Raw genomic sequence first — 18,697 nt, forward strand, 5'->3', positions numbered from 1 at the left:
TTAAAATGGAGGGATTTATATGGACGTAGAAAAAATGACTTTAAGAGTTCAAAAAAGTTTAAATGAGGCTTATAATGAAGCAGTAAAAAATCATAACCAACAAGTAGATGTAATTCATCTTTTTTCAGCACTTATTAATCAAGAAGATGGGTTAATACCAAATATAATAGAAAAGATGAATATATCAATAGATTCTTTAAGAAATACTGTAAACCTTGAAATGGATAAACTTCCAAAAGTATATGGAGAAGGAGCAGATTCACAAGGAGTGTCAGCTACTAGAAAAATAAATGAAGTACTTATAAAAGCGGAAAGTATTTCTAAAGAATTTAAAGATTCATATATAAGTGTTGAGCATGTTATGCTTGCAATTATGGAAACAGAATCAAAATCAGTTGTTGGTAAAATATTGAAACAATATAATATAAATAAAAATGACTTTTTAAACGTTTTATCACAAGTTAGAGGTAGTCAAAGGGTAGAAACGCAAGACCCAGAAGGAACATATGATGCGCTTGCTAGATATGGAACAAATTTAGTAGATTTAGCTAAAAAAAATAAGTTAGACCCTGTAATTGGAAGAGATGAAGAAATAAGAAGAATTATAAGAATTTTATCAAGAAGAACAAAAAATAACCCTGTATTAATTGGTGAACCAGGTGTAGGTAAAACTGCGATAGTTGAAGGCTTAGCAGAAAGAATAGTAAGAGGAGATGTACCAGAAGGATTAAAAGATAAAATAGTATTCTCTCTTGATATGGGTGCATTGATTGCTGGTGCAAAATATAGAGGAGAATTTGAAGAAAGATTAAAGGCTGTCTTAAAAGAAGTTCAAAGTTCTGATGGAAAAATCATATTATTTATAGATGAGATTCATACTATAGTTGGAGCTGGTAAAACAGAAGGCTCAATGGATGCAGGTAACCTGATTAAGCCTATGCTTGCAAGAGGAGAGTTAAATTGTATTGGTGCAACTACTTTTGATGAATACAGAAAATATATAGAAAAAGATAAAGCACTTGAAAGACGTTTCCAACCTGTAATTGCAGAAGAACCTACTGTTGAAGATACAATATCTATACTTAGAGGACTTAAAGAACGATTTGAGATACATCATGGAGTAAGAATTCATGATAATGCTATTGTAGCAGCAGCAAAACTTTCTCATAGATATATACAAGATAGATTTTTACCAGATAAAGCAATAGATTTAATAGATGAAGCTGGAGCTATGATTCGTAGTGAAATAGATTCATTACCAACAGAATTAGATGTGGTTAGAAGAAAATTATTTACACTAGAAACTGAAAGAGAAGCTTTACTCAAAGAAAATGATGATAAGAGTAAGTCAAGACTAGAAGACATTCAAAAGGAAATAGCAGAGTTAAAATCTAAAAATGATGAAATGACTGCTAAATATGAAAAAGAGAAGAGTCAAATATTAGATATTAAAAATTTAAAATCTCAATTAGATGAAGCTAAAGGGAAAGCTGAAAAATATGAAAGAGAATATGATTTTAATAAAGCAGCGGAGGTTAAATATGGTGAAATACCTAAATTAGAAGAGCAAATAAAGAAATATGAGGAAAGTATGAATGATGGTTCTGAGAATTCACTTTTAAAAGAAGAAGTTACAGAAGAAGAAATATCTAATATTGTATCAAAGTGGACAGGTATACCAGTAACTAAATTAGTTGAAGGTGAAAGAGAAAAGCTACTTAAGCTAGAAGATGAACTTCATGAGAGAGTTATTGGACAGAATGAAGCAGTTACAGCAGTTTCAAATGCAGTAATACGTGCAAGAGCTGGTCTAAAAGATGAAAGAAAACCAATTGGTTCATTTATATTCTTAGGACCTACAGGAGTTGGAAAAACTGAACTTGCAAAAACTCTTGCTAGAAATTTATTTGATAGTGAAGATAATATAATTAGAATTGACATGTCTGAATATATGGAAAAACATGCTGTATCAAGATTAGTAGGACCTCCTCCAGGATATGTAGGATATGAAGAGGGGGGACAACTTACAGAAGCAGTTAGACGTGCACCTTATTCTGTAATATTATTTGATGAGATAGAAAAGGCACATGAAGATGTATTTAATATGTTTTTACAAATATTAGATGATGGTAGACTTACTGATAATAAAGGTAAGACTGTAGACTTCAAAAATACTCTTATAATAATGACCTCTAATATAGGAAGTAATTATTTATTAGAAGCAGGTGGAAACATAACAGATACTACTAACAGTCTTGTAATGAATGAGATGAAGCATCGATTTAAACCTGAATTTCTAAATAGAGTAGATGATATTATAATGTTTAAACCTTTAGACCAAGATAATATCAAGAAAATTATAGACATATTTATGGAAGATTTAAAAAATAGATTAAAAGAAAAAGATATTTCTATTGAAGTTACAGATTCAGCTAAAGATGTTATGGTGAGAGAAGGTTATGACCCTGTGTATGGTGCAAGACCTCTTAAGAGATATATAGGAAATACATTAGAAACTATAATTGCAAGAAAACTTATTGCTGGAGATATATATAATGGCTGTACTATAGTTATAGATGGGAAAAATGAAAATATTGAAGTTTTAGTTAAGTAATAAAAGTCAGTAGAGCAAAATGTGCGGTTTGATACATTATGCTCTACTGACTTTCTTGTTGATTAATTTTAATTAATTTATAGATTTATAGTTTTAAGAAGGAAAATATAATTATTTTTATTATTTATGTAATATAGGATTATTAATTGATTTTATATAAAATAACTATTTTTAAGAGTATTAAAGTTTTTTTTAATAAAAGTTGATAAAATATATGATATAAATAAGTAAAACTATTAATATAACTGAAGGTAAAAATAAATGTGGAAGGATATAGTATTTAATGAAAAATATATTTTACTATGAAACTAAAATTGGGAAGATAGGAATATCAGAAGAAAATAATTATATTACAGATTTATTCTTTGGTATGCAAGAATTATCTTGTGAAAAATACACAGTCAAAGAGACTGAAATTATAAAAGAAGCAAATAAACAGTTAAGTGAATATCTAAATGGTGATAGAAAAAAATTTGATTTGCCATTACATCCATCAGGAAGTGAGTTTAGTAAACAAGTGTGGAGTGAACTTTGTAAAATTCCATATGGAGAAACAAGAACTTATCTAGAATTAGCGAATACAATTAATAGATCTAAATCATATAGAGCAGTGGGATTAGCCAATAGTAAAAATCCTATCTCTATTTTTATACCTTGCCACAGGCTTATTGGTTCTAATGGAAGTTTGAGAGGTTATTTGGGCGGAATAAAAACAAAGGATTATTTATTAAAACTTGAAAGTGAAAATAAATAATAGAATTATATAGTAAGTACATATTGAAAAATAATACTTATAGTGAAAATTAACTTTATCTTCACTAATAATTAAGTTCCAATAATTAACTCATGAAAACTTAAACTCTCAATAATAAAAATGGTCTAAAGCTGAATAAATTTACTACACAAATATAAATAGAATAACATAAATTTATTTGTTGAAAAGAAAAAGCAGCAGAGAATAATAGTGAATTTGATACTATTTACTGATGATTTTTAAGGAACTAAATAAAAGAGAAATACTATTTTGTGAGAGAATTTTGAAGCACAGACAGATAAATCTATTCGCCCCTTAGAAAGTAGATTTTAATTATGTTTATAAATGGCAAAAAAATACTTAAAATGATAGTTAGTAAACTATCATTTTCAGTATTTTTTATAATTTATCAAGTACTAAAAAGTAGATTAAATAAACATAAAAATTTATATATTTATACAAAATTTTATAATAAGAATTATCTTAAAAAATATATAAAAACATAAAAATTATACAAAATTCTACAATAATAGATTTTTTTGTTATAATTACGAGTTTTTTATTGCATCTGTAGAATAAAAGTATTATTATATAGTTAAGATAATTATCCAAGAAAATTTTGGATAATAGAAAAATATTTTATGAAATGGAAAAATTATAATTACATAATTTTTATTAAAAATTTGTTGGGAATCTTTGAACAAAATTAAGAACATAGGTTCGCTGGGGGATGGTGCATGTGGAAAAATCAAATACTACTATTATAAGAAAGGAAAAAATTAAAGACACAGGAATTAAATTAGATTTTTTATTGAGTGTAGATATTGATTTTTATGAACTGTTATTAGAAATCTTGGAAAAAGTAAAAGAAGAGAATTAGTTCTCTTCTTTTAAAAATCTCTTTATATAAGCATTATCAATCATTTTTTCTATAGCTTCTCTATCTTCTTCCTCAAGTGAATATATCTTTTCTAAAAGTTGTTTTGTTTTTTCACTAACTGATAAACTTTCTATTATTAATTTGTTTTCTCTATTTATTTTTGTATTTTCATTTATACCTAATAAATAATCTGTAGATGTCTTCAGTGCTTTTGCTAATCTTACTATTATTTCACTTTTAGGTTCTCGCAGATTATTTTCATAACGTGATAAACTAGCTTCAGTTATACCAACTTTAGTAGCAAGTTCCTTTTGATTTATATCCAACTCTTTTCTTAACTTTGCTATTCTATCTCCTAAACTTTCCATATGTACATCACTCCTTACCGAAATTATAAGTTATTTTACTAAAAAGTAAAATAAAATTACCAAAAATATATAAAAAAAGATAAAAGAGAAGAAAAAAGATTGATAATTACCGTTTGTATATATATAATATAAATTATACAAGTGGTAATTTATGGAGAGGTGATATGTTGGATACAAAAAATCAAAATTAAAAATGATGCTATTAAAAATAAATCAAAAAAGTAATAAAAATATTAAAAATAAATCTTATAATACATTTATTTGAAGGAAATATAAAACTAAGTTTATAAGAAAAGAGATGTGCACTTTGTAAAAATATTGAGTTTTGATATAAATGATTTAAGATGCAAATGATTTGAATAAAAATTTTTATTAATACAATTACCAAATGTATAAATCAACATGAGAAGGGTGGTAAGGATAAGTTTTACTAAGTGAAATAGATTATATAATGGTGTTGGAATAATTAACAGATGATTTATCATGGAAATAAAAAAGAGAACTAATTTAGTAAATATTTTAGAATTAAAGAAATTCACAAAAGAGAAAGATGATATATAAGTATGTAATGGTAAAAGTTTTAATTATGTCAAAATAGTATATAACAAGGAAATGATTTTAAAATAAATTAAATATATTGGAGAGGTTGAAATGATAATAATTAGAAGCCAGGATAAAACTAATTTAATGAAAGTTAGTAAAATTGAAATAAATGATAATCAAATATATGTAACCTTTGAAGATATGTATAATACTAGGAAGATAGGAGATTATGAAAGTAAAGAGAGAGCAATACAAGTATTAGATAAGATACAAAATTTTATTGAGAATGGTACTGAGTATGATTATATAACTGCTAATAAAGTTAGATGTAATGTAAATCGAATATTTCAAATGCCAATTAAGTAAGGCGATTATATTAGGCTGTTAAGATTTGAAAAGTATTTTAATAATTTTGTTGAAGGTAATTATAATTAAAAGTTATAGATTATTTTAAATATTGTTTTTGCAACAATCAAATATAAAAGGGAAAATATGTATTATCAATAATATAAAAAGATTATTTTTAAATATATTATCTTTAAAGAATAAAATACCCCATTCTTAATGTAATAAGAAGGGGGATTTTATTTATACATAAATATTAAAATAAAATGTAAATTTAATATATATTAAACTATCTAATAAGGAATGATATAAAAATTATACAATAGAAATTCTCCTAAGACAGCTAACATTAAGTACATAATAGTTTCATTTTTAGGAAGATTAATAGCTTTTCTATTTGTATCATCATCAGCTTCGACAGCAATTTCATCTTTAATAGCTTGTTCATATCGATATGAAAATAGAGTCTTTTTACTTATATAATTAAATAAATTATTTATACATACCCATATGAAATATCCCAAAATAGCACCTAGAGTATTCATCATCAAATCATCAATATCTGTAGTTCTATGATTGAATAATTGACAAATCTCAATTGCTAATGAAAAAACTAATCCAGTCCATAATATACTAATAAAATTTCTAAATCTTTCCCAAATCAAAGGAAGTAAAAACCCTAAAGGCATAAACATAATGATGTTTAGAATATAAGTTAAAGCACCACTTGAACTAAATGGAATTAAATTTATTTCATCTAGCCTAATAATTTCATCATATCTACCTATATCCCATATACTTCCAATACCTGCTTTGCTAAGTGCTAAGTAAATATAAAATAAAAAAACATAGACCCATATTAGATGTGTTATTAAACTCCTCCTTTCTTTTAAATTTACTTTTCTTATAACAATTATTTGGTATATTAAACAAGGTAATATTGCACAAAATAACGGATAAAGTGTCCACATAATTGTAATTTATCTCCCTTCAAAATTTATATTTTTAACCTCATAAATACTATCTTTATTGTAATCTTTAAAAATAAATTTTTCTTTAATAAAATCTTAAAAATTTATTAACTTATAACATAGAATCTTCTACACATAATATGTAAATATTTAAAAATTTTATCATATGTATAAATATTATAAATATATGGAAATAATAATAGTATATATTGGTAAAATAGGAGGAATTGTATGAAATGGATTAAATGGTATAGTATTACATGTATATGTATTTTTGCTCTTATAACTTTTTTTATGTTAATATTTCCAAATAAAGTAAAAATGCTTGATGCTTCATCTGCATATAGTCTTATTGAAAAAAAAGTGCCAAATGGTGCTAGCTATCAAGGATACAAGAAGAATCAAATTGATGGTACTACTACAATTTATTATAATTATAATAATTCAACTCATGTAGTGAAATTATCACACCCTGAATATAATTCGAGAGAGATTAACTGGGATAAAGTTTCAAATATTATATTTGATTAACTTGAAATAACATTTATTATTTTGAAAATTTATTGTATATAAAAATAGGTCATTTTTATAATATAATAAAATGGATATGTTTAAGAAGATTTTAATTCTTTAAAATCTGGAAAGAACCATGGTCATACTACTAGAAACTGTATATCTAGCAAAAGGCAAAGTGGTGCTTAGATTAATATCAGTACTTATATACAAGTATATTAAGTTATAATTTGTTTGACATTTATACATGTAGATATTAGAATCTAAACATAAACGATTTTTGTCTATTTAATTAGGGGAGATAAGAAAACTATTGTGTGTTGGATTGGAGAAATAGATTATGAAAAATGTCGAAGAACTACTTCCAAAAGATAAGTTTGATAACTGTAATATTGAAAAATTAAAATTATTATCTGATGAAGAGATAAAACCTATTTGCCCTAGGCTTTTAGAATGGATACAAGATTACAATTGGTCTGTTGCAAAAGATATATTGTCTGTATTGGCATTACATCAAGAAATTATTACTCCACTGATAATAGATATTCCTAAAAACATTCTCTTAACGGAATGTTTTTTTATTTAGCTTAATTGTGCAATTTGTTGATATTTCTTAGATTTTTTGTAATTAGTTAATAAAAAAATGTATTATAATAATATTATCGAAACTTGAAAATCTGACAAAGAGATAATATTATAAGAAGTGGTGAAGAAGTTATTTAGATGGAATAAAAATAAAGGGTTATTTATTAAAACTTGAAAAAGAAAATAAATAATAGCGATATACAATAAATACATATAGAAAGGATGATACTTATTATAAAAAAGAATTTGAAAGGAATTGTTACAGCACTTATCATTGTTATTTTTATACTCATTTATTATACATTTTTTAGAGATATTACAGCAGAGCAGATACGTCAATATGTGCAATCATATGGAAACTATGCACCCTTTGTATATATATTGATTTTCTCAATCTTACCAATTACTTTTTTTCCAGTTCCAGTCTTAGCATTGGCTGGAGGATTAGCATTTGGATTGTGGAAAGGAACACTTTATACTATAATAGGTGCAGGTATTAATAGTGCAATTATGTTTATGATGGCAAAGGTATTAGCTAAAGATACCATAACTAAGTTTTTAAAAAATAAATTATCACCATCTTTATGGGAACTTTTTATGGAGGCAGATGAGAAGAGAGGATTTTTTATTATATTTGTATTAAGATTGATACCAATTACTCCATATAATCTTATAAACTATGGAGCAGGACTTACTAACATAAAGTTTAGTAGTTATATACTTGCAACATTTATTGGTATTTTACCAGGAACATTAGTGTTCTTAAATATAGGAGATAAAGCTATTGATGTTACTAATCCTTCTTTTATAATTTCTATAGTGTTGTTGCTTTTATTAATAATAGCATCTTTAATATTGGCAAAAAAGATTTCTCCAACTAGTATATCCAAGAGAGAATAAGCATTTAATTTATTTGTGTAAGATATTAATATAAAATCGTAATAATTTTATATTAATATCTTTTAATATTTTTTGGATTTTTTGTAATTAATTGATATAAAAATATATTATAATAATATTATGAAAATTTTAAAAATATAAGAAAGAGGTAATACCATGAGAAGTGATATAAAAAAAGGAATAGAAGGAGCTCCAAAGAGAGCATTAATGTATGGAATGGGTCTTACTAGAGAAGAAATTGAAAGACCACTAATAGGTATAGTAAATGCACAAAATGAAGTGATTCCTGGTCATCTTCATCTTGATGAAATAGCAGAAGCAGCAAAAAATGGAGTGAGAATGAGTGGTGGATTACCATTAGAATTTCCAGCTATAGGAGTTTGTGATGGTATAGCTATGGGGCATGTTGGAATGAATTATTCACTTGCTTCAAGAGAATTAATAGCCGATTCTATAGAGGCAATGGCGATGGCACATGGTTTTGACGCTTTAGTACTTATACCTAATTGTGATAAAATAGTGCCAGGAATGTTAATGGCTGCTGCAAGACTTAATATACCAAGTGTTGTTGTAAGTGGAGGTCCTATGCTTCCAGGAAAAGCAAATGGAAAAGTATATGACTTTAACTCTGCAATGGAAGGTGTTGGAGCTTGTAAGGATGGAACAATGAGTGAAGAGGAACTAGAAGTGTTGGCAATGAATTCTTGTCCTGGTTGTGGTTCATGTTCTGGACTTTTTACAGCTAATAGTATGAATTGTTTAACAGAGGCACTAGGTATGGGTATTCCATATAATGGCACTGCTGCTTCACATTCAGGAGAAAGAAAAAGAATAGCAAAATATGCAGGTATGTATGTCATGGAACTTCTTAAGAATGATATAAAGCCTAGAGATATTTTGACAATAGATGCTTTTAAAAATGCAATAACTGTAGATATGGCAATGGCTGGTTCTACAAATACAGTGCTTCATTTACCTGCAATAGCCTATGAAGCAGGAATAGAACTTAATTTAGATTTATTTGATGAAATAAGTGAAAAAACTCCTTGTTTAACAAAATTAAGTCCAAGTGGTAAGCATCATATCGAAGATTTACATATGGCAGGCGGAATACCAGCTATAATGAATGAACTTTCAAAGATAAAAGGAATAAATTTAGATTGTAAAACAGTAACAGGCAAGACTATAGGAGAAAACATAAAAAATTGTGAGATAAAGAACGAAGAAGTAATACATACATTAGAAAATCCGTATAGCAGTCAAGGAGGCCTAGCAATTTTAAGAGGTAATCTTGCTACAAATGGAGCAGTTGTAAAAAAATCAGCAGTAGCAGAGGAAATGTTGGTTCATGAAGGTCCAGCAAGAGTTTTTAATTCAGAAGAAGAAGCTGTTAGTGCTATATTTGGCAAAAAAATAAATAAAGGTGATGTTATAGTTATAAGGTATGAAGGTCCAAAAGGAGGGCCAGGAATGAAAGAAATGTTATCTCCTACCTCAGCAGTTGCGGGAATGGGACTTGATAAGCATGTAGCACTTCTTACTGATGGTCGTTTTTCAGGAGCTACCAGAGGGGCATCTATAGGACATATTTCTCCAGAAGCTATGGAAGGTGGTTTAATAGGAATAGTTGAAGAAGGTGATATAATTTCTATAAATATAGCAGATAAAAAATTAGAATTAAAAGTAAGTGATGTAGAAATGGAAAAGAGAAAATCAAAATTTAAGCCTTTGGAACCAAAAATAAAGCATGGATATTTAAGTAGATATGCTAAACTGGTTACATCAGCAAATACAGGGGCAGTTTTGAAATAGTAAATATATTAAAAAAGTAGAGAATATTAAATACTAACAGGATATCTTAAAAGGTTTTTACCATAAATAAGATATCCTATTTTATTGTTTCAAACGTATAAAATATTTTGTATCTTATAAAAAAGTAAATTCTCTATGAAAGTAAATCTGCATATGTAAGCAAATCTTTATTTTGATATAGCACATAAATTTTATTTTGTAGACAATAAAATATGACTCCTAAAAATAAAAAACACATCATAAATATAAATAGATGAGTATAATCATGTAACTATAAATTAAATTATTAATTTATAGTTTATCATTTTAACTTGTTTATAATTTTTTATATGCAATAAAATTTTTAGGGGGATACATTATGAATAAAAAAATGAAGTTAATTCCATATGAGATAAATGAAAATCTAAGAGGAACAAAGAATAAATTTCCATATGGTATAAAACAAATGAATGCTAAAGGAATGTGGGAAGAGGGCTACACTGGTAAAAATGTTGTAGTTGGTATAATAGATACAGGTTGTGATACATCTCATCCTCTATTAAAAGGGAAAGTCATTGGAGGGGCAAATTTCAGTGATGATAGTAATGGAAATAAAAATATATATGAGGATTTTAATGGACATGGAACACATGTAGCAGGTATTATAGCAGCATCTAATTATAATAATGAAGTTATGGGAGTAGCACCAGATTGTAAATTATTAATAGCCAAAGCATTAAATAAAGATGGTATTGGGACGTATCAGAGTATAATTAATGCTATCAACTTTGCTGTAAGTAGCAAGGTGGATATTATATCTATGTCTCTAGGAGGGAATAAAGATGATAAAAATCTAAAAAATGCTGTTTTACAAGCAGTAAAAAATAATATTCCTGTAGTGTGTGCAGCTGGTAATAATGGAGATGGGGATTCTAGTACAAGTGAATATAGTTACCCAGCAAGTTATCCTGAAGTAATAGAAGTAGGTGCAATAAATGAAAACTATTTAGTTGAGAAATTTAGCAATTCAAATAGTACAATAGATTTAGTTGCACCAGGAAGAAATATTTTATCAACTTATATGGATAATAAGCTTGCTATTATGAGTGGTACTAGTATGAGTGCACCCTATGTAACAGGTTCAATGGCATTGATTAAAGAGTGGGCAAGAGAAGAATTTGAACGAAATTTTGATGAAGCTGAGTTGTATGCACAGTTAATAAAGTGTACAAGGGCACTTGGTTTGCCTAGAACAGAACAAGGAAATGGTTACCTATATTTAAATCTTTATAAATACAAGGGTAATACTAAAAGATAGTATTTGTTTGCTAATGAAAAATAAAGACTATGTATTTAATAGATAAATGATAAAAATTATTTAATGAGAAATATTATCGATAAATATTGATTTTTAAAACTACTCATGATATTATATATTTAGAAAAAATAAAGAGATTTCAAATAAAGAAATCTTTTATTTTTTAAATATTAGTTAGCTATAGCTAACTAATATATTAATTAAAAATATCATAGGAGGTAAAAATGAGTAAAATATATATTGTTTATTGGAGTGGAACAGGAAATACTGAAAAAATGGCAAATTTTGTAGCAGAAGGTGTAAAGTCAAAAGGTAAAACACCAGAGGTTTTAGATGTAAGTTTATTGAAACCAAGCGATTTAAAAGGAGAAAATAAATTTGCACTAGGTTGCCCATCTATGGGAGCAGAGCAATTAGAAGAAGGTTATATGGAACCATTTGTATCAGAATTAGAATCAATGGTATCAGGTAAACAAATTGGATTATTTGGTTCATATGGTTGGGGAAATTGTGAATGGATGAGAGATTGGGAAGAACGTATGCAAAATGCTGGTGCTACGATTATAGGTGGTGAAGGAATCACAGCAATGGAAGATCCAGATGGAGAGGCAGAGGCTAATTGTATTGAATTAGGTAAAATGTTGGCTGAATAAATTTGTATGCTATAAAAAGCTAATTTTTAAAAACTAATGATAATATTAGTATACATAAAGCTAAAAAATATTAATAGTATGACATATGTGATGAATATTCTATAAAAGAGAAAATAGTTAATGTTTTGACTTCAAGATATATTCAGTACTGCCGGATAATAATTTTTTATTTGTTATCTGGCAGTATGTTTATTGTACAAGAAATACAATTATTTAATGATGTTTTTCAACTGGTACAACTTCATCATAAAAAGACCATAATTGATTGATAGCAGAAGTGATAAAGGTTGTATCTTGTGCAAAGCAAAGCATATTTGCACCAATATTGACCCATGTTTCAACGCTTGTCTTTTCTATTGTTGGAAAGACGATAAAAGGCATTTTATATTTTTTACATATCTCAGCAGCATGAGTAATCATATTTTTTATTTCTGGTCTATCCATATCTCCAGCAAAGCCAAGATCTAAAGATAGGTCGCCAGGACCTAGTGCTATAATATCAACACCATCAACCTGAACTATATCTTCAAGATTGTCATAGCCTGATTTTTGCTCAATTAACATCATTTTCAATGTTTCTTTATCTGCGTTTTTAATATAGTCTAAATAATTCATACGCCCATAATAAGAAGCACGTTGAGGATTACATCCTCTTATACCTTTTGGTGGGTAGGTACAAACTGATACTGCTTTTTGTGCGTCTTGTACTGTATTAATAAATGGAAATCCTATGATATCTGTTCCCATATCCATTATGGCTCTAACAAGAGCAGGGTCACTATTTCCTAATCTAACTAAAGAAGCAGCACCGCCAGCATGTGCCGCTATCATATGTTGCTGAATGTCTTTACGGTCTAAGGCTCCATGTTCTCCCTCAATCCAGACAAAATCATATCCAGATAGCCCTACTAATTCACTTACAGCTGAATCAGACAGTGAAACTGCAATTCCACAAAGTACTTTTCCTGCATTTAAATTTTCTTTAATCATAGTTGCATATTTTTCCATTTATATCATCCTTTCTTTTACCAGTTGATTTTTACACTTCAAACTATACAACTTCAACCTAACTTGAAGTCAATACTTTTTTATTGACTACTGATTGACTATTATGAAAGGAATTTTTATAATGTTATTATTCATTTAAAATTTTATGGAGGTAAAGAACATGCAATATTCCATGACTGAGGTATCAAAAATAACCGGAATTTCTCCATCAGCAATCCGTTTTTATGAAGAAAAAGGCTTGCTACTTCCTATCAATAGAAAACCAAGTGGTGTTCGTTATTTTTTAGAAGAGGATATAGAACGCCTAGTCTTTATTATAGAACTTAAAAAGGCAGGCTTATCTATAAAGGATATATATGAATGCTTTCATTTCTGTGATATGGGAGATGATACAATAGATAAAAGAATTTGTCTATTTGAACAACATAAACAGAATATTCAAAATAAAATACATGTGTTGGAACATTGTATGGAGCAAATAGATGAAAAAGTAGCCTATCTAAATGAAAAAAAGGTAGTTAAGAAATAATTTTTTGTGTTCTTTTTATAACTTTGTTGTCTGTTTATGTATGTAAAGTCTTGCTTTTAATGCTTTTCTTACACTATGTATCAAAGTCTAAACTGGTTTTTATTTTGTCTGAGGTTTCTCTATGTAATAAAAAAGAAAATTATGATAAGATATATTAATGTAAGTGGTAAAAATATTTATGAGTATAAAAGTGAGTATTTTTTATTATATATATGAACAATCTAGATTATGATGTTAAAACATACAGTTATACTTTTTTAATTGGTATGATAAAAATATTAGAATTGAATTGTTATTGCTTGGGGGAAGTAGAAATGTATGAATCAAGAGAAAATTATTTAGAGACAATATTTATTTTGGAGAAGAAAAATGGAATTGTAAAGTCTATTGATATAGCAAAAGAACTAAATTATAGTAAAGCAAGTGTAAGTAGAGCTGTAGGGATTTTAAAGGAAAGTGGTCTCATTGTAATGAAGTTTGATGGTGAAATTATTTTAACTGAAAATGGTAGAAAAAAAGCAGAAGAAATTTATGAAAAACATATTTTAATTACTAGATTTCTAATAAATACATTGGGAGTTTCATTCAATATAGCTGAAAAAGATGCATGTAGAATAGAGCATGTTATAAGCAATGAGACGTTTGAAAGAATAAAAAAATATTTAGACAAAAACTAAGAGGTGAGCTTATGGAGTATTTTAGTGAGTCGAGTAAATATGAAGTGCAAAAATTTAATTGGGGAGAAGTTACATGGATACATGAGCCATCAAAAACACAATCTAATAGACTTAGTGCTGGAGTTGTAAAATTTTTTCCAGGAAATTGTCAAGAAAAACATTTTCATTTAAGTGAAGAACAACTTTTATACGTGATTCAAGGAGAAGGAATACAAATAATTGATGGTAGAAAGATTAATATAAAGAAATCATCAATAATCTATTGCCCACCATATTCAGAACATGAAATTATAAATACTGGTAAAAATGATTTGATAATATTAATCGCCTATGTTCCCTATAAATTTTCAAGCTTAAAACAATTACCAATCATGTTTTCTGAGAATAATATACAAGAGTTAATTAATATAAATATAATTGAAAATATTGCAAATCAAATATCTAATATACTGAAGCTAAAAATATCTATTTATGATTCAAAACACGAAAAAATATTTGAAACTAATGGAGAAGTTAAGTTTTGCAATATTTGCAAAAACATAAGAACATGTAATAGAAAACTTAATAAAAATATAAATAACGATAATTTTACTAAAATATATAATTGTGATTATGATGTTTCTAGCCTAGAGATACCTATAGTATTAGAAGAAAATATAATTGGATATATAGAATGTGGAAATTTTATAATATATAAATCTATTGATATAGATAAAAAGTTATCGATATTATCAAATAACTCAAATATAGATATAAAATATATAAATAAAATTTACAGTGAAATCCCATTAAATCCTAAAAGTAGATTATATGTATTAAAAGAAAATTTACTAATGGTAACTGATTTTATTCAGGAAATAGCAAAAAGAAGATTCTTTGAAAACCAACTTAGTATAAAAGATGAGGAAATATTAAAGAGTAGAAAGGAAAATATAAAACTTGAAGATGCACTTAAAAGGGCTAATTATAAGCTATTAGAAGAAAAGTGCATTATAAGTCCTGTAGGAATTAGTATACTTAATACTAACTGTGTAGAGTATCCTTATGAATTAGAATTTTTTCTTGAGAAAGAAATTAAAAATATGAATTTAGAAGGCATTTGTAAATTAATAGAGATAAATAAGAAAATACATAATAATATTAAAAGTATTATTCAAGAGGTGATACTTGTATTATCTAGAACAGTACTTAGAGATTTAGAAGATTTAAATCTTATCTATTACGTAAAAAATAAATATACTAAAAAAATATCACTTGTAAGTAGTGATAAAGACTTATGGAATATATTACTTGAATTTTCTAAAGAATGTATTGATATAAATAGAGAATTTTGGAGAAAAGATAAAGTAAATTTAATTGAAAAGATAAACGAATATATACAAAAATATTATAAAGAAAATATAAATTTAAATAGTATATCTGAGATGTTTTTTATAAGTCCAAATTATTTAAGTTCTATTTTCAATGAAAAGAATAAAATTTCAATAACTGAGTATATAAATATTCTTAGAATAGAAGAATCTAAAAAATATTTAAAAAATGGGAATATGAGTATAGCTGATATTTGTAAGAAAGTAGGATTTAATAATAGCAGTTATTTTTCACAAATATTTAAAAAATTTAATAATAGCACTCCAAATGAATATAGAAAAAATATATTGGACAATAAAAATTAAGAAAGAATTGTATGAAGTATATATTGTAAAGGAGATTGAAATAGAATGTATGGAGGAATTTTATGTTTGTAATTATTTTTTTATGTATAGGGGGCTTTATAGCTGCTTTTGTAGATTCTATAGCAGGTGGAGGTGGACTTATCAGTATGCCTGTTCTTATGGCTATTGGAGTACCAATACATCTTGCTATTGGTACAAACAAATTTGCAGCATCAGCAGGTTGTATAAGTAGTGCTTATAGGTATGCAAAATCTGGCAAAACTAATAATGAACTCTTAAAAAAATTAGTTCCATTTACTATTATAGGCAGTATTTTAGGAGTAAAATGTGTATTATCAATAAATGAAAATATACTAAATGTTTTAGTTGTATTGATGATTTTAATAGTGGCAATTTATACTTTTGTTTCTAAAAATTTAGGTCAAGAAGACAGATTTGAAGGTATTAATAAGAAAAATTTGAGATTAGGAATGCTTATGGCATTTATAATGGGTTTCTATGATGGTTTTTTTGGGCCAGGAACAGGAACATTTTTAGCTTTTGGATTTATAAAAATATATGGATATGATTTCTTGCATGCTTCAGCAAATACAAAAATATTAAACTTGACAAGCAATGTAACTTCATTATTATTATTTATGATAAATGGTCAAGTATATTATAAAATTGCTGTGTTGTTTGCATTAGTAATGATAATAGGGGCTTATGTAGGTGCTAAAGTTGCAATAAAAAATGGTTCAAAAATGATAAAACCAATATTTTTAGTAATGGCATTATTTATGGTCACAAAGCTAATGTACCAAACATTGTTTTAATTGGATAGTTTTATCTTTTATAATTATTTGTATATTATATAAAAATCTACAACCACTGTAATTAGATTAGTTGTAGATTTTTTATATGATATTAACTATTAAAAACTTCAAGTATTTTGCAGTTTCTAAATGCTTATTAGAGTATATATCAGAATATATATTTCAAGTTATTTTAAGATTTTCATTAGGTCAATGTTGTATAAATATGAATATATACAAATTTTACAAAAATTCTAATTATCTTCTAATACAGTTCATATATAATACATATGGAAATTGTAATATTAGAATAGAAAAGTTATATAGTATAAAAATATAACTTTAATCTATGTATATGAAATATATAATAATTTGTAGGAGGAATATATATGAACATATCAAGAAGAGCTATGAAAATAATTGAACTGGCACAGAGAATTGCTAATAAAAGAGGTGTAACAGTACAAGAAGCTTGGAATGATGCCGTAAGAGAATACAGAGAAAAGTATGAATATGTTGCATAAATAGTGCACGTTATATTTTAAATATAAGAAAGTTTGTAAAATAAAAGGGCTTAGAGTTTTATTTCTAAGTCTTTTTATTTTTTTTGAAAGTAAAGTATTTAAATAAGAGTAATCTATGAGTGAGATTGCTTTATTTAAAACTAATTCTAAAAATTTATATAATAATTTCAATAACTATTTAGAAAAAAATCTAAATAGTTATTGAAATGAATAATTAATTATGTTATATTGTATTTAGATGAAATTCTAAATAGAGAGGTGATATTGTTGGGTTTTCCAGAAACGTTTAAGGCTCTTTCTGACCCTATAAGAAGAGAAATCTTACTTATGCTAAAGAGTAACAGGATGTCAGCAGGAGAAATTAGTGAAAAATTTAATATGACAAATGCCACAATCTCTTATCATCTATCACAATTAAAAAAGGCAGGGCTCATATTTGAAACCAAGTATAAAAACTTTATTTTCTACGAAATAAATACTTCAGTTTTTGAAGAAGTTATGCTTTGGTTTTCACAATTTATGGAGAAGGGAGAAAAAGATAATGAAAAAAATGATAAATAAACAATTTGTTTTATCAACTTTAGTATGTTTTATACCATTTATTGTATCAATTTATTTTTATAATAGATTACCAGATCAGGTTGCAATTCATTTTGACAACTATGGAAATCCAGATAATTATGCTCCAAAAGTTATAGCAGCTTTTGGTGTACCATTATTAATGCTATGTATTCATATATATACATGGTTTAGACTTGAAAATGAACCAAAGAAAATAGGATTTTCAAAAATACTTCAAAGTTTTTCAAAGTGGGGAGTTGCTATACTGTCAGTTATTTTACAAGTGATGATGATTATGTATTCAATAGGAATTACTTTAGAGACAAACTTTTATATAGGATTATTTTCAGGAATATTGATTTTCTTTATTGGAAACTATATTCCTAAATGTAAACAAAATTATACATTAGGAATAAAATTACCATGGACTCTTAATAATGAAGAAAATTGGAATAAAACACATCATTTAGCTGGGTGGATTTGGATTATTGGTGGAATATTGTTAATTATTAATGCATTTATTAATATTCCTTTTTATAATACTTTCATAATAATTATGATTGTAGTGATACCATTTATTTATTCTTATTTTATATATAAAAATTCAGCTAAAAATAATTAGGATAGTTATATATTTTTATAAAACTTAGTTAAATATTATATATTTCAGAGCTAAAACAGACAATTAAAAAC

At 26.4% G+C, this 18,697-nt stretch carries 20 protein-coding genes; 17 read left to right on the plus strand and 3 right to left on the minus strand.

Going from position 1 to position 18,697, the window contains the following annotated elements; genetic code table 11:
• The first annotated feature begins 19 nt into the window (after nt 1–19).
• The 3 genes from clpB to KGF45_RS00960 all read left to right on the plus strand — a co-directional run bounded on the left by clpB (nt 20) and on the right by KGF45_RS00960 (nt 4,248).
• Nucleotides 20–2,614 carry an ATP-dependent chaperone ClpB gene (clpB, locus tag KGF45_RS00950; RefSeq protein WP_227827962.1) on the plus strand — a complete coding sequence of 865 codons (2,595 nt, stop codon included), beginning with the start codon at nt 20–22 and terminating at the stop codon, nt 2,612–2,614.
• A 283-nt stretch (nt 2,615–2,897) separates the two neighbouring features.
• Entirely contained in the window at nt 2,898–3,368 is a 471-nt protein-coding gene (locus KGF45_RS00955) for a methylated-DNA--[protein]-cysteine S-methyltransferase (protein WP_227841616.1), read from the plus strand.
• Between the two features lie 739 nt (nt 3,369–4,107).
• Nucleotides 4,108–4,248, plus strand: a complete 141-nt coding sequence (locus tag KGF45_RS00960; protein WP_227435245.1) for a hypothetical protein — start codon at nt 4,108–4,110, stop codon at nt 4,246–4,248.
• On the opposite strand, the gene KGF45_RS00965 is transcribed toward KGF45_RS00960, so the two are convergent.
• Entirely contained in the window at nt 4,245–4,616 is a 372-nt protein-coding gene (locus KGF45_RS00965; RefSeq protein WP_227841617.1) for a helix-turn-helix domain-containing protein, read from the minus strand. The genes KGF45_RS00960 and KGF45_RS00965 overlap by 4 nt on opposite strands.
• Before the next feature lie 651 nt (nt 4,617–5,267).
• On the opposite strand from KGF45_RS00965, the gene KGF45_RS00970 reads away from it, so the two are divergent.
• The gene (locus tag KGF45_RS00970; RefSeq protein WP_227827965.1) at nt 5,268–5,525 is read left to right on the plus strand and encodes a hypothetical protein; all 258 of its coding nucleotides are present in this window, start codon (nt 5,268–5,270) and stop codon (nt 5,523–5,525) included.
• Nucleotides 5,526–5,797: 272 nt separating this feature from the next.
• Here the strand turns inward: KGF45_RS00970 and KGF45_RS00975 are convergent, their stop codons facing one another.
• On the minus strand, nt 5,798–6,475 hold the full coding sequence (locus KGF45_RS00975; protein WP_227841618.1) for a VanZ family protein: 678 nt from the start codon (nt 6,473–6,475) through the stop codon (nt 5,798–5,800).
• 231 nt (nt 6,476–6,706) lie between these two features.
• Here KGF45_RS00975 and KGF45_RS00980 point away from each other — a divergent pair, with 231 nt between their 5' ends.
• From KGF45_RS00980 to KGF45_RS01005, 6 genes are all read left to right on the plus strand, one after another.
• A complete protein-coding gene (locus tag KGF45_RS00980) occupies nt 6,707–7,006 on the plus strand; it encodes a hypothetical protein (protein ID WP_227841619.1) in 300 nt (99 codons plus the stop codon).
• Between the two features lie 322 nt (nt 7,007–7,328).
• Nucleotides 7,329–7,574 carry a DUF5071 domain-containing protein gene (locus KGF45_RS00985; protein WP_227827968.1) on the plus strand — a complete coding sequence of 82 codons (246 nt, stop codon included), beginning with the start codon at nt 7,329–7,331 and terminating at the stop codon, nt 7,572–7,574.
• Between the two features lie 245 nt (nt 7,575–7,819).
• The gene (locus KGF45_RS00990) at nt 7,820–8,473 is read left to right on the plus strand and encodes a TVP38/TMEM64 family protein (RefSeq protein ID WP_227841620.1); all 654 of its coding nucleotides are present in this window, start codon (nt 7,820–7,822) and stop codon (nt 8,471–8,473) included.
• 156 nt (nt 8,474–8,629) lie between these two features.
• On the plus strand, nt 8,630–10,285 hold the full coding sequence (ilvD, locus tag KGF45_RS00995; RefSeq protein ID WP_227841621.1) for a dihydroxy-acid dehydratase: 1,656 nt from the start codon (nt 8,630–8,632) through the stop codon (nt 10,283–10,285).
• Nucleotides 10,286–10,643: 358 nt separating this feature from the next.
• Nucleotides 10,644–11,582 (plus strand): S8 family peptidase, encoded by a 939-nt coding sequence (locus KGF45_RS01000; protein WP_227827971.1) that lies wholly within the window; start codon nt 10,644–10,646, stop codon nt 11,580–11,582.
• 224 nt (nt 11,583–11,806) lie between these two features.
• Nucleotides 11,807–12,235 (plus strand): flavodoxin, encoded by a 429-nt coding sequence (locus KGF45_RS01005; RefSeq protein ID WP_227827972.1) that lies wholly within the window; start codon nt 11,807–11,809, stop codon nt 12,233–12,235.
• Nucleotides 12,236–12,448: 213 nt separating this feature from the next.
• Here the strand turns inward: KGF45_RS01005 and KGF45_RS01010 are convergent, their stop codons facing one another.
• A complete protein-coding gene (locus tag KGF45_RS01010) occupies nt 12,449–13,243 on the minus strand; it encodes an HpcH/HpaI aldolase family protein (protein WP_227840964.1) in 795 nt (264 codons plus the stop codon).
• 145 nt (nt 13,244–13,388) lie between these two features.
• Between KGF45_RS01010 and KGF45_RS01015 the strand changes: the two genes are divergently transcribed.
• From KGF45_RS01015 to KGF45_RS01040, 7 genes are all read left to right on the plus strand, one after another.
• Nucleotides 13,389–13,772, plus strand: a complete 384-nt coding sequence (locus tag KGF45_RS01015) for a MerR family transcriptional regulator (protein WP_227841622.1) — start codon at nt 13,389–13,391, stop codon at nt 13,770–13,772.
• Nucleotides 13,773–14,086: 314 nt separating this feature from the next.
• The gene (locus KGF45_RS01020; protein ID WP_227841623.1) at nt 14,087–14,449 is read left to right on the plus strand and encodes a metal-dependent transcriptional regulator; all 363 of its coding nucleotides are present in this window, start codon (nt 14,087–14,089) and stop codon (nt 14,447–14,449) included.
• 11 nt (nt 14,450–14,460) lie between these two features.
• Nucleotides 14,461–16,125: a helix-turn-helix domain-containing protein gene (locus KGF45_RS01025; RefSeq protein WP_227841624.1), complete on the plus strand. Its 1,665-nt coding sequence runs from the start codon at nt 14,461–14,463 to the stop codon at nt 16,123–16,125.
• Between the two features lie 62 nt (nt 16,126–16,187).
• On the plus strand, nt 16,188–16,940 hold the full coding sequence (locus tag KGF45_RS01030; protein WP_227827977.1) for a sulfite exporter TauE/SafE family protein: 753 nt from the start codon (nt 16,188–16,190) through the stop codon (nt 16,938–16,940).
• A 368-nt stretch (nt 16,941–17,308) separates the two neighbouring features.
• A complete protein-coding gene (locus KGF45_RS19990) occupies nt 17,309–17,443 on the plus strand; it encodes a hypothetical protein (RefSeq protein ID WP_255287792.1) in 135 nt (44 codons plus the stop codon).
• Between the two features lie 267 nt (nt 17,444–17,710).
• Nucleotides 17,711–18,004: an autorepressor SdpR family transcription factor gene (locus KGF45_RS01035; protein ID WP_227827978.1), complete on the plus strand. Its 294-nt coding sequence runs from the start codon at nt 17,711–17,713 to the stop codon at nt 18,002–18,004.
• On the plus strand, nt 17,985–18,626 hold the full coding sequence (locus KGF45_RS01040) for an SdpI family protein (protein ID WP_227827979.1): 642 nt from the start codon (nt 17,985–17,987) through the stop codon (nt 18,624–18,626). The genes KGF45_RS01035 and KGF45_RS01040 overlap by 20 nt, the downstream gene beginning before the upstream one ends.
• Nucleotides 18,627–18,697: the final 71 nt, after the last annotated feature.

Origin of the sequence: Clostridioides sp. ZZV14-6154 (assembly GCF_020657785.1) — a bacterium.
GTDB lineage: Bacteria > Bacillota > Clostridia > Peptostreptococcales > Peptostreptococcaceae > Clostridioides.

Coding starts and splice junctions, on each gene's coding strand:
- clpB (WP_227827962.1), top strand. CDS start 20: ATGGACGTAGAAAAAATGACTTTAAGAGTTCAAAAAAGTTTAAATGAG.
- KGF45_RS00955 (WP_227841616.1), top strand. CDS start 2,898: ATGAAAAATATATTTTACTATGAAACTAAAATTGGGAAGATAGGAATA.
- KGF45_RS00965 (WP_227841617.1), bottom strand. CDS start 4,616: ATGGAAAGTTTAGGAGATAGAATAGCAAAGTTAAGAAAAGAGTTGGAT.
- KGF45_RS00970 (WP_227827965.1), top strand. CDS start 5,268: ATGATAATAATTAGAAGCCAGGATAAAACTAATTTAATGAAAGTTAGT.
- KGF45_RS00975 (WP_227841618.1), bottom strand. CDS start 6,475: ATGTGGACACTTTATCCGTTATTTTGTGCAATATTACCTTGTTTAATA.
- KGF45_RS00980 (WP_227841619.1), top strand. CDS start 6,707: ATGAAATGGATTAAATGGTATAGTATTACATGTATATGTATTTTTGCT.
- KGF45_RS00985 (WP_227827968.1), top strand. CDS start 7,329: ATGAAAAATGTCGAAGAACTACTTCCAAAAGATAAGTTTGATAACTGT.
- ilvD (WP_227841621.1), top strand. CDS start 8,630: ATGAGAAGTGATATAAAAAAAGGAATAGAAGGAGCTCCAAAGAGAGCA.
- KGF45_RS01000 (WP_227827971.1), top strand. CDS start 10,644: ATGAATAAAAAAATGAAGTTAATTCCATATGAGATAAATGAAAATCTA.
- KGF45_RS01005 (WP_227827972.1), top strand. CDS start 11,807: ATGAGTAAAATATATATTGTTTATTGGAGTGGAACAGGAAATACTGAA.
- KGF45_RS01010 (WP_227840964.1), bottom strand. CDS start 13,243: ATGGAAAAATATGCAACTATGATTAAAGAAAATTTAAATGCAGGAAAA.
- KGF45_RS01015 (WP_227841622.1), top strand. CDS start 13,389: ATGGAGGTAAAGAACATGCAATATTCCATGACTGAGGTATCAAAAATA.
- KGF45_RS01020 (WP_227841623.1), top strand. CDS start 14,087: ATGTATGAATCAAGAGAAAATTATTTAGAGACAATATTTATTTTGGAG.
- KGF45_RS01025 (WP_227841624.1), top strand. CDS start 14,461: ATGGAGTATTTTAGTGAGTCGAGTAAATATGAAGTGCAAAAATTTAAT.
- KGF45_RS01030 (WP_227827977.1), top strand. CDS start 16,188: ATGTTTGTAATTATTTTTTTATGTATAGGGGGCTTTATAGCTGCTTTT.
- KGF45_RS19990 (WP_255287792.1), top strand. CDS start 17,309: ATGAACATATCAAGAAGAGCTATGAAAATAATTGAACTGGCACAGAGA.
- KGF45_RS01040 (WP_227827979.1), top strand. CDS start 17,985: ATGAAAAAAATGATAAATAAACAATTTGTTTTATCAACTTTAGTATGT.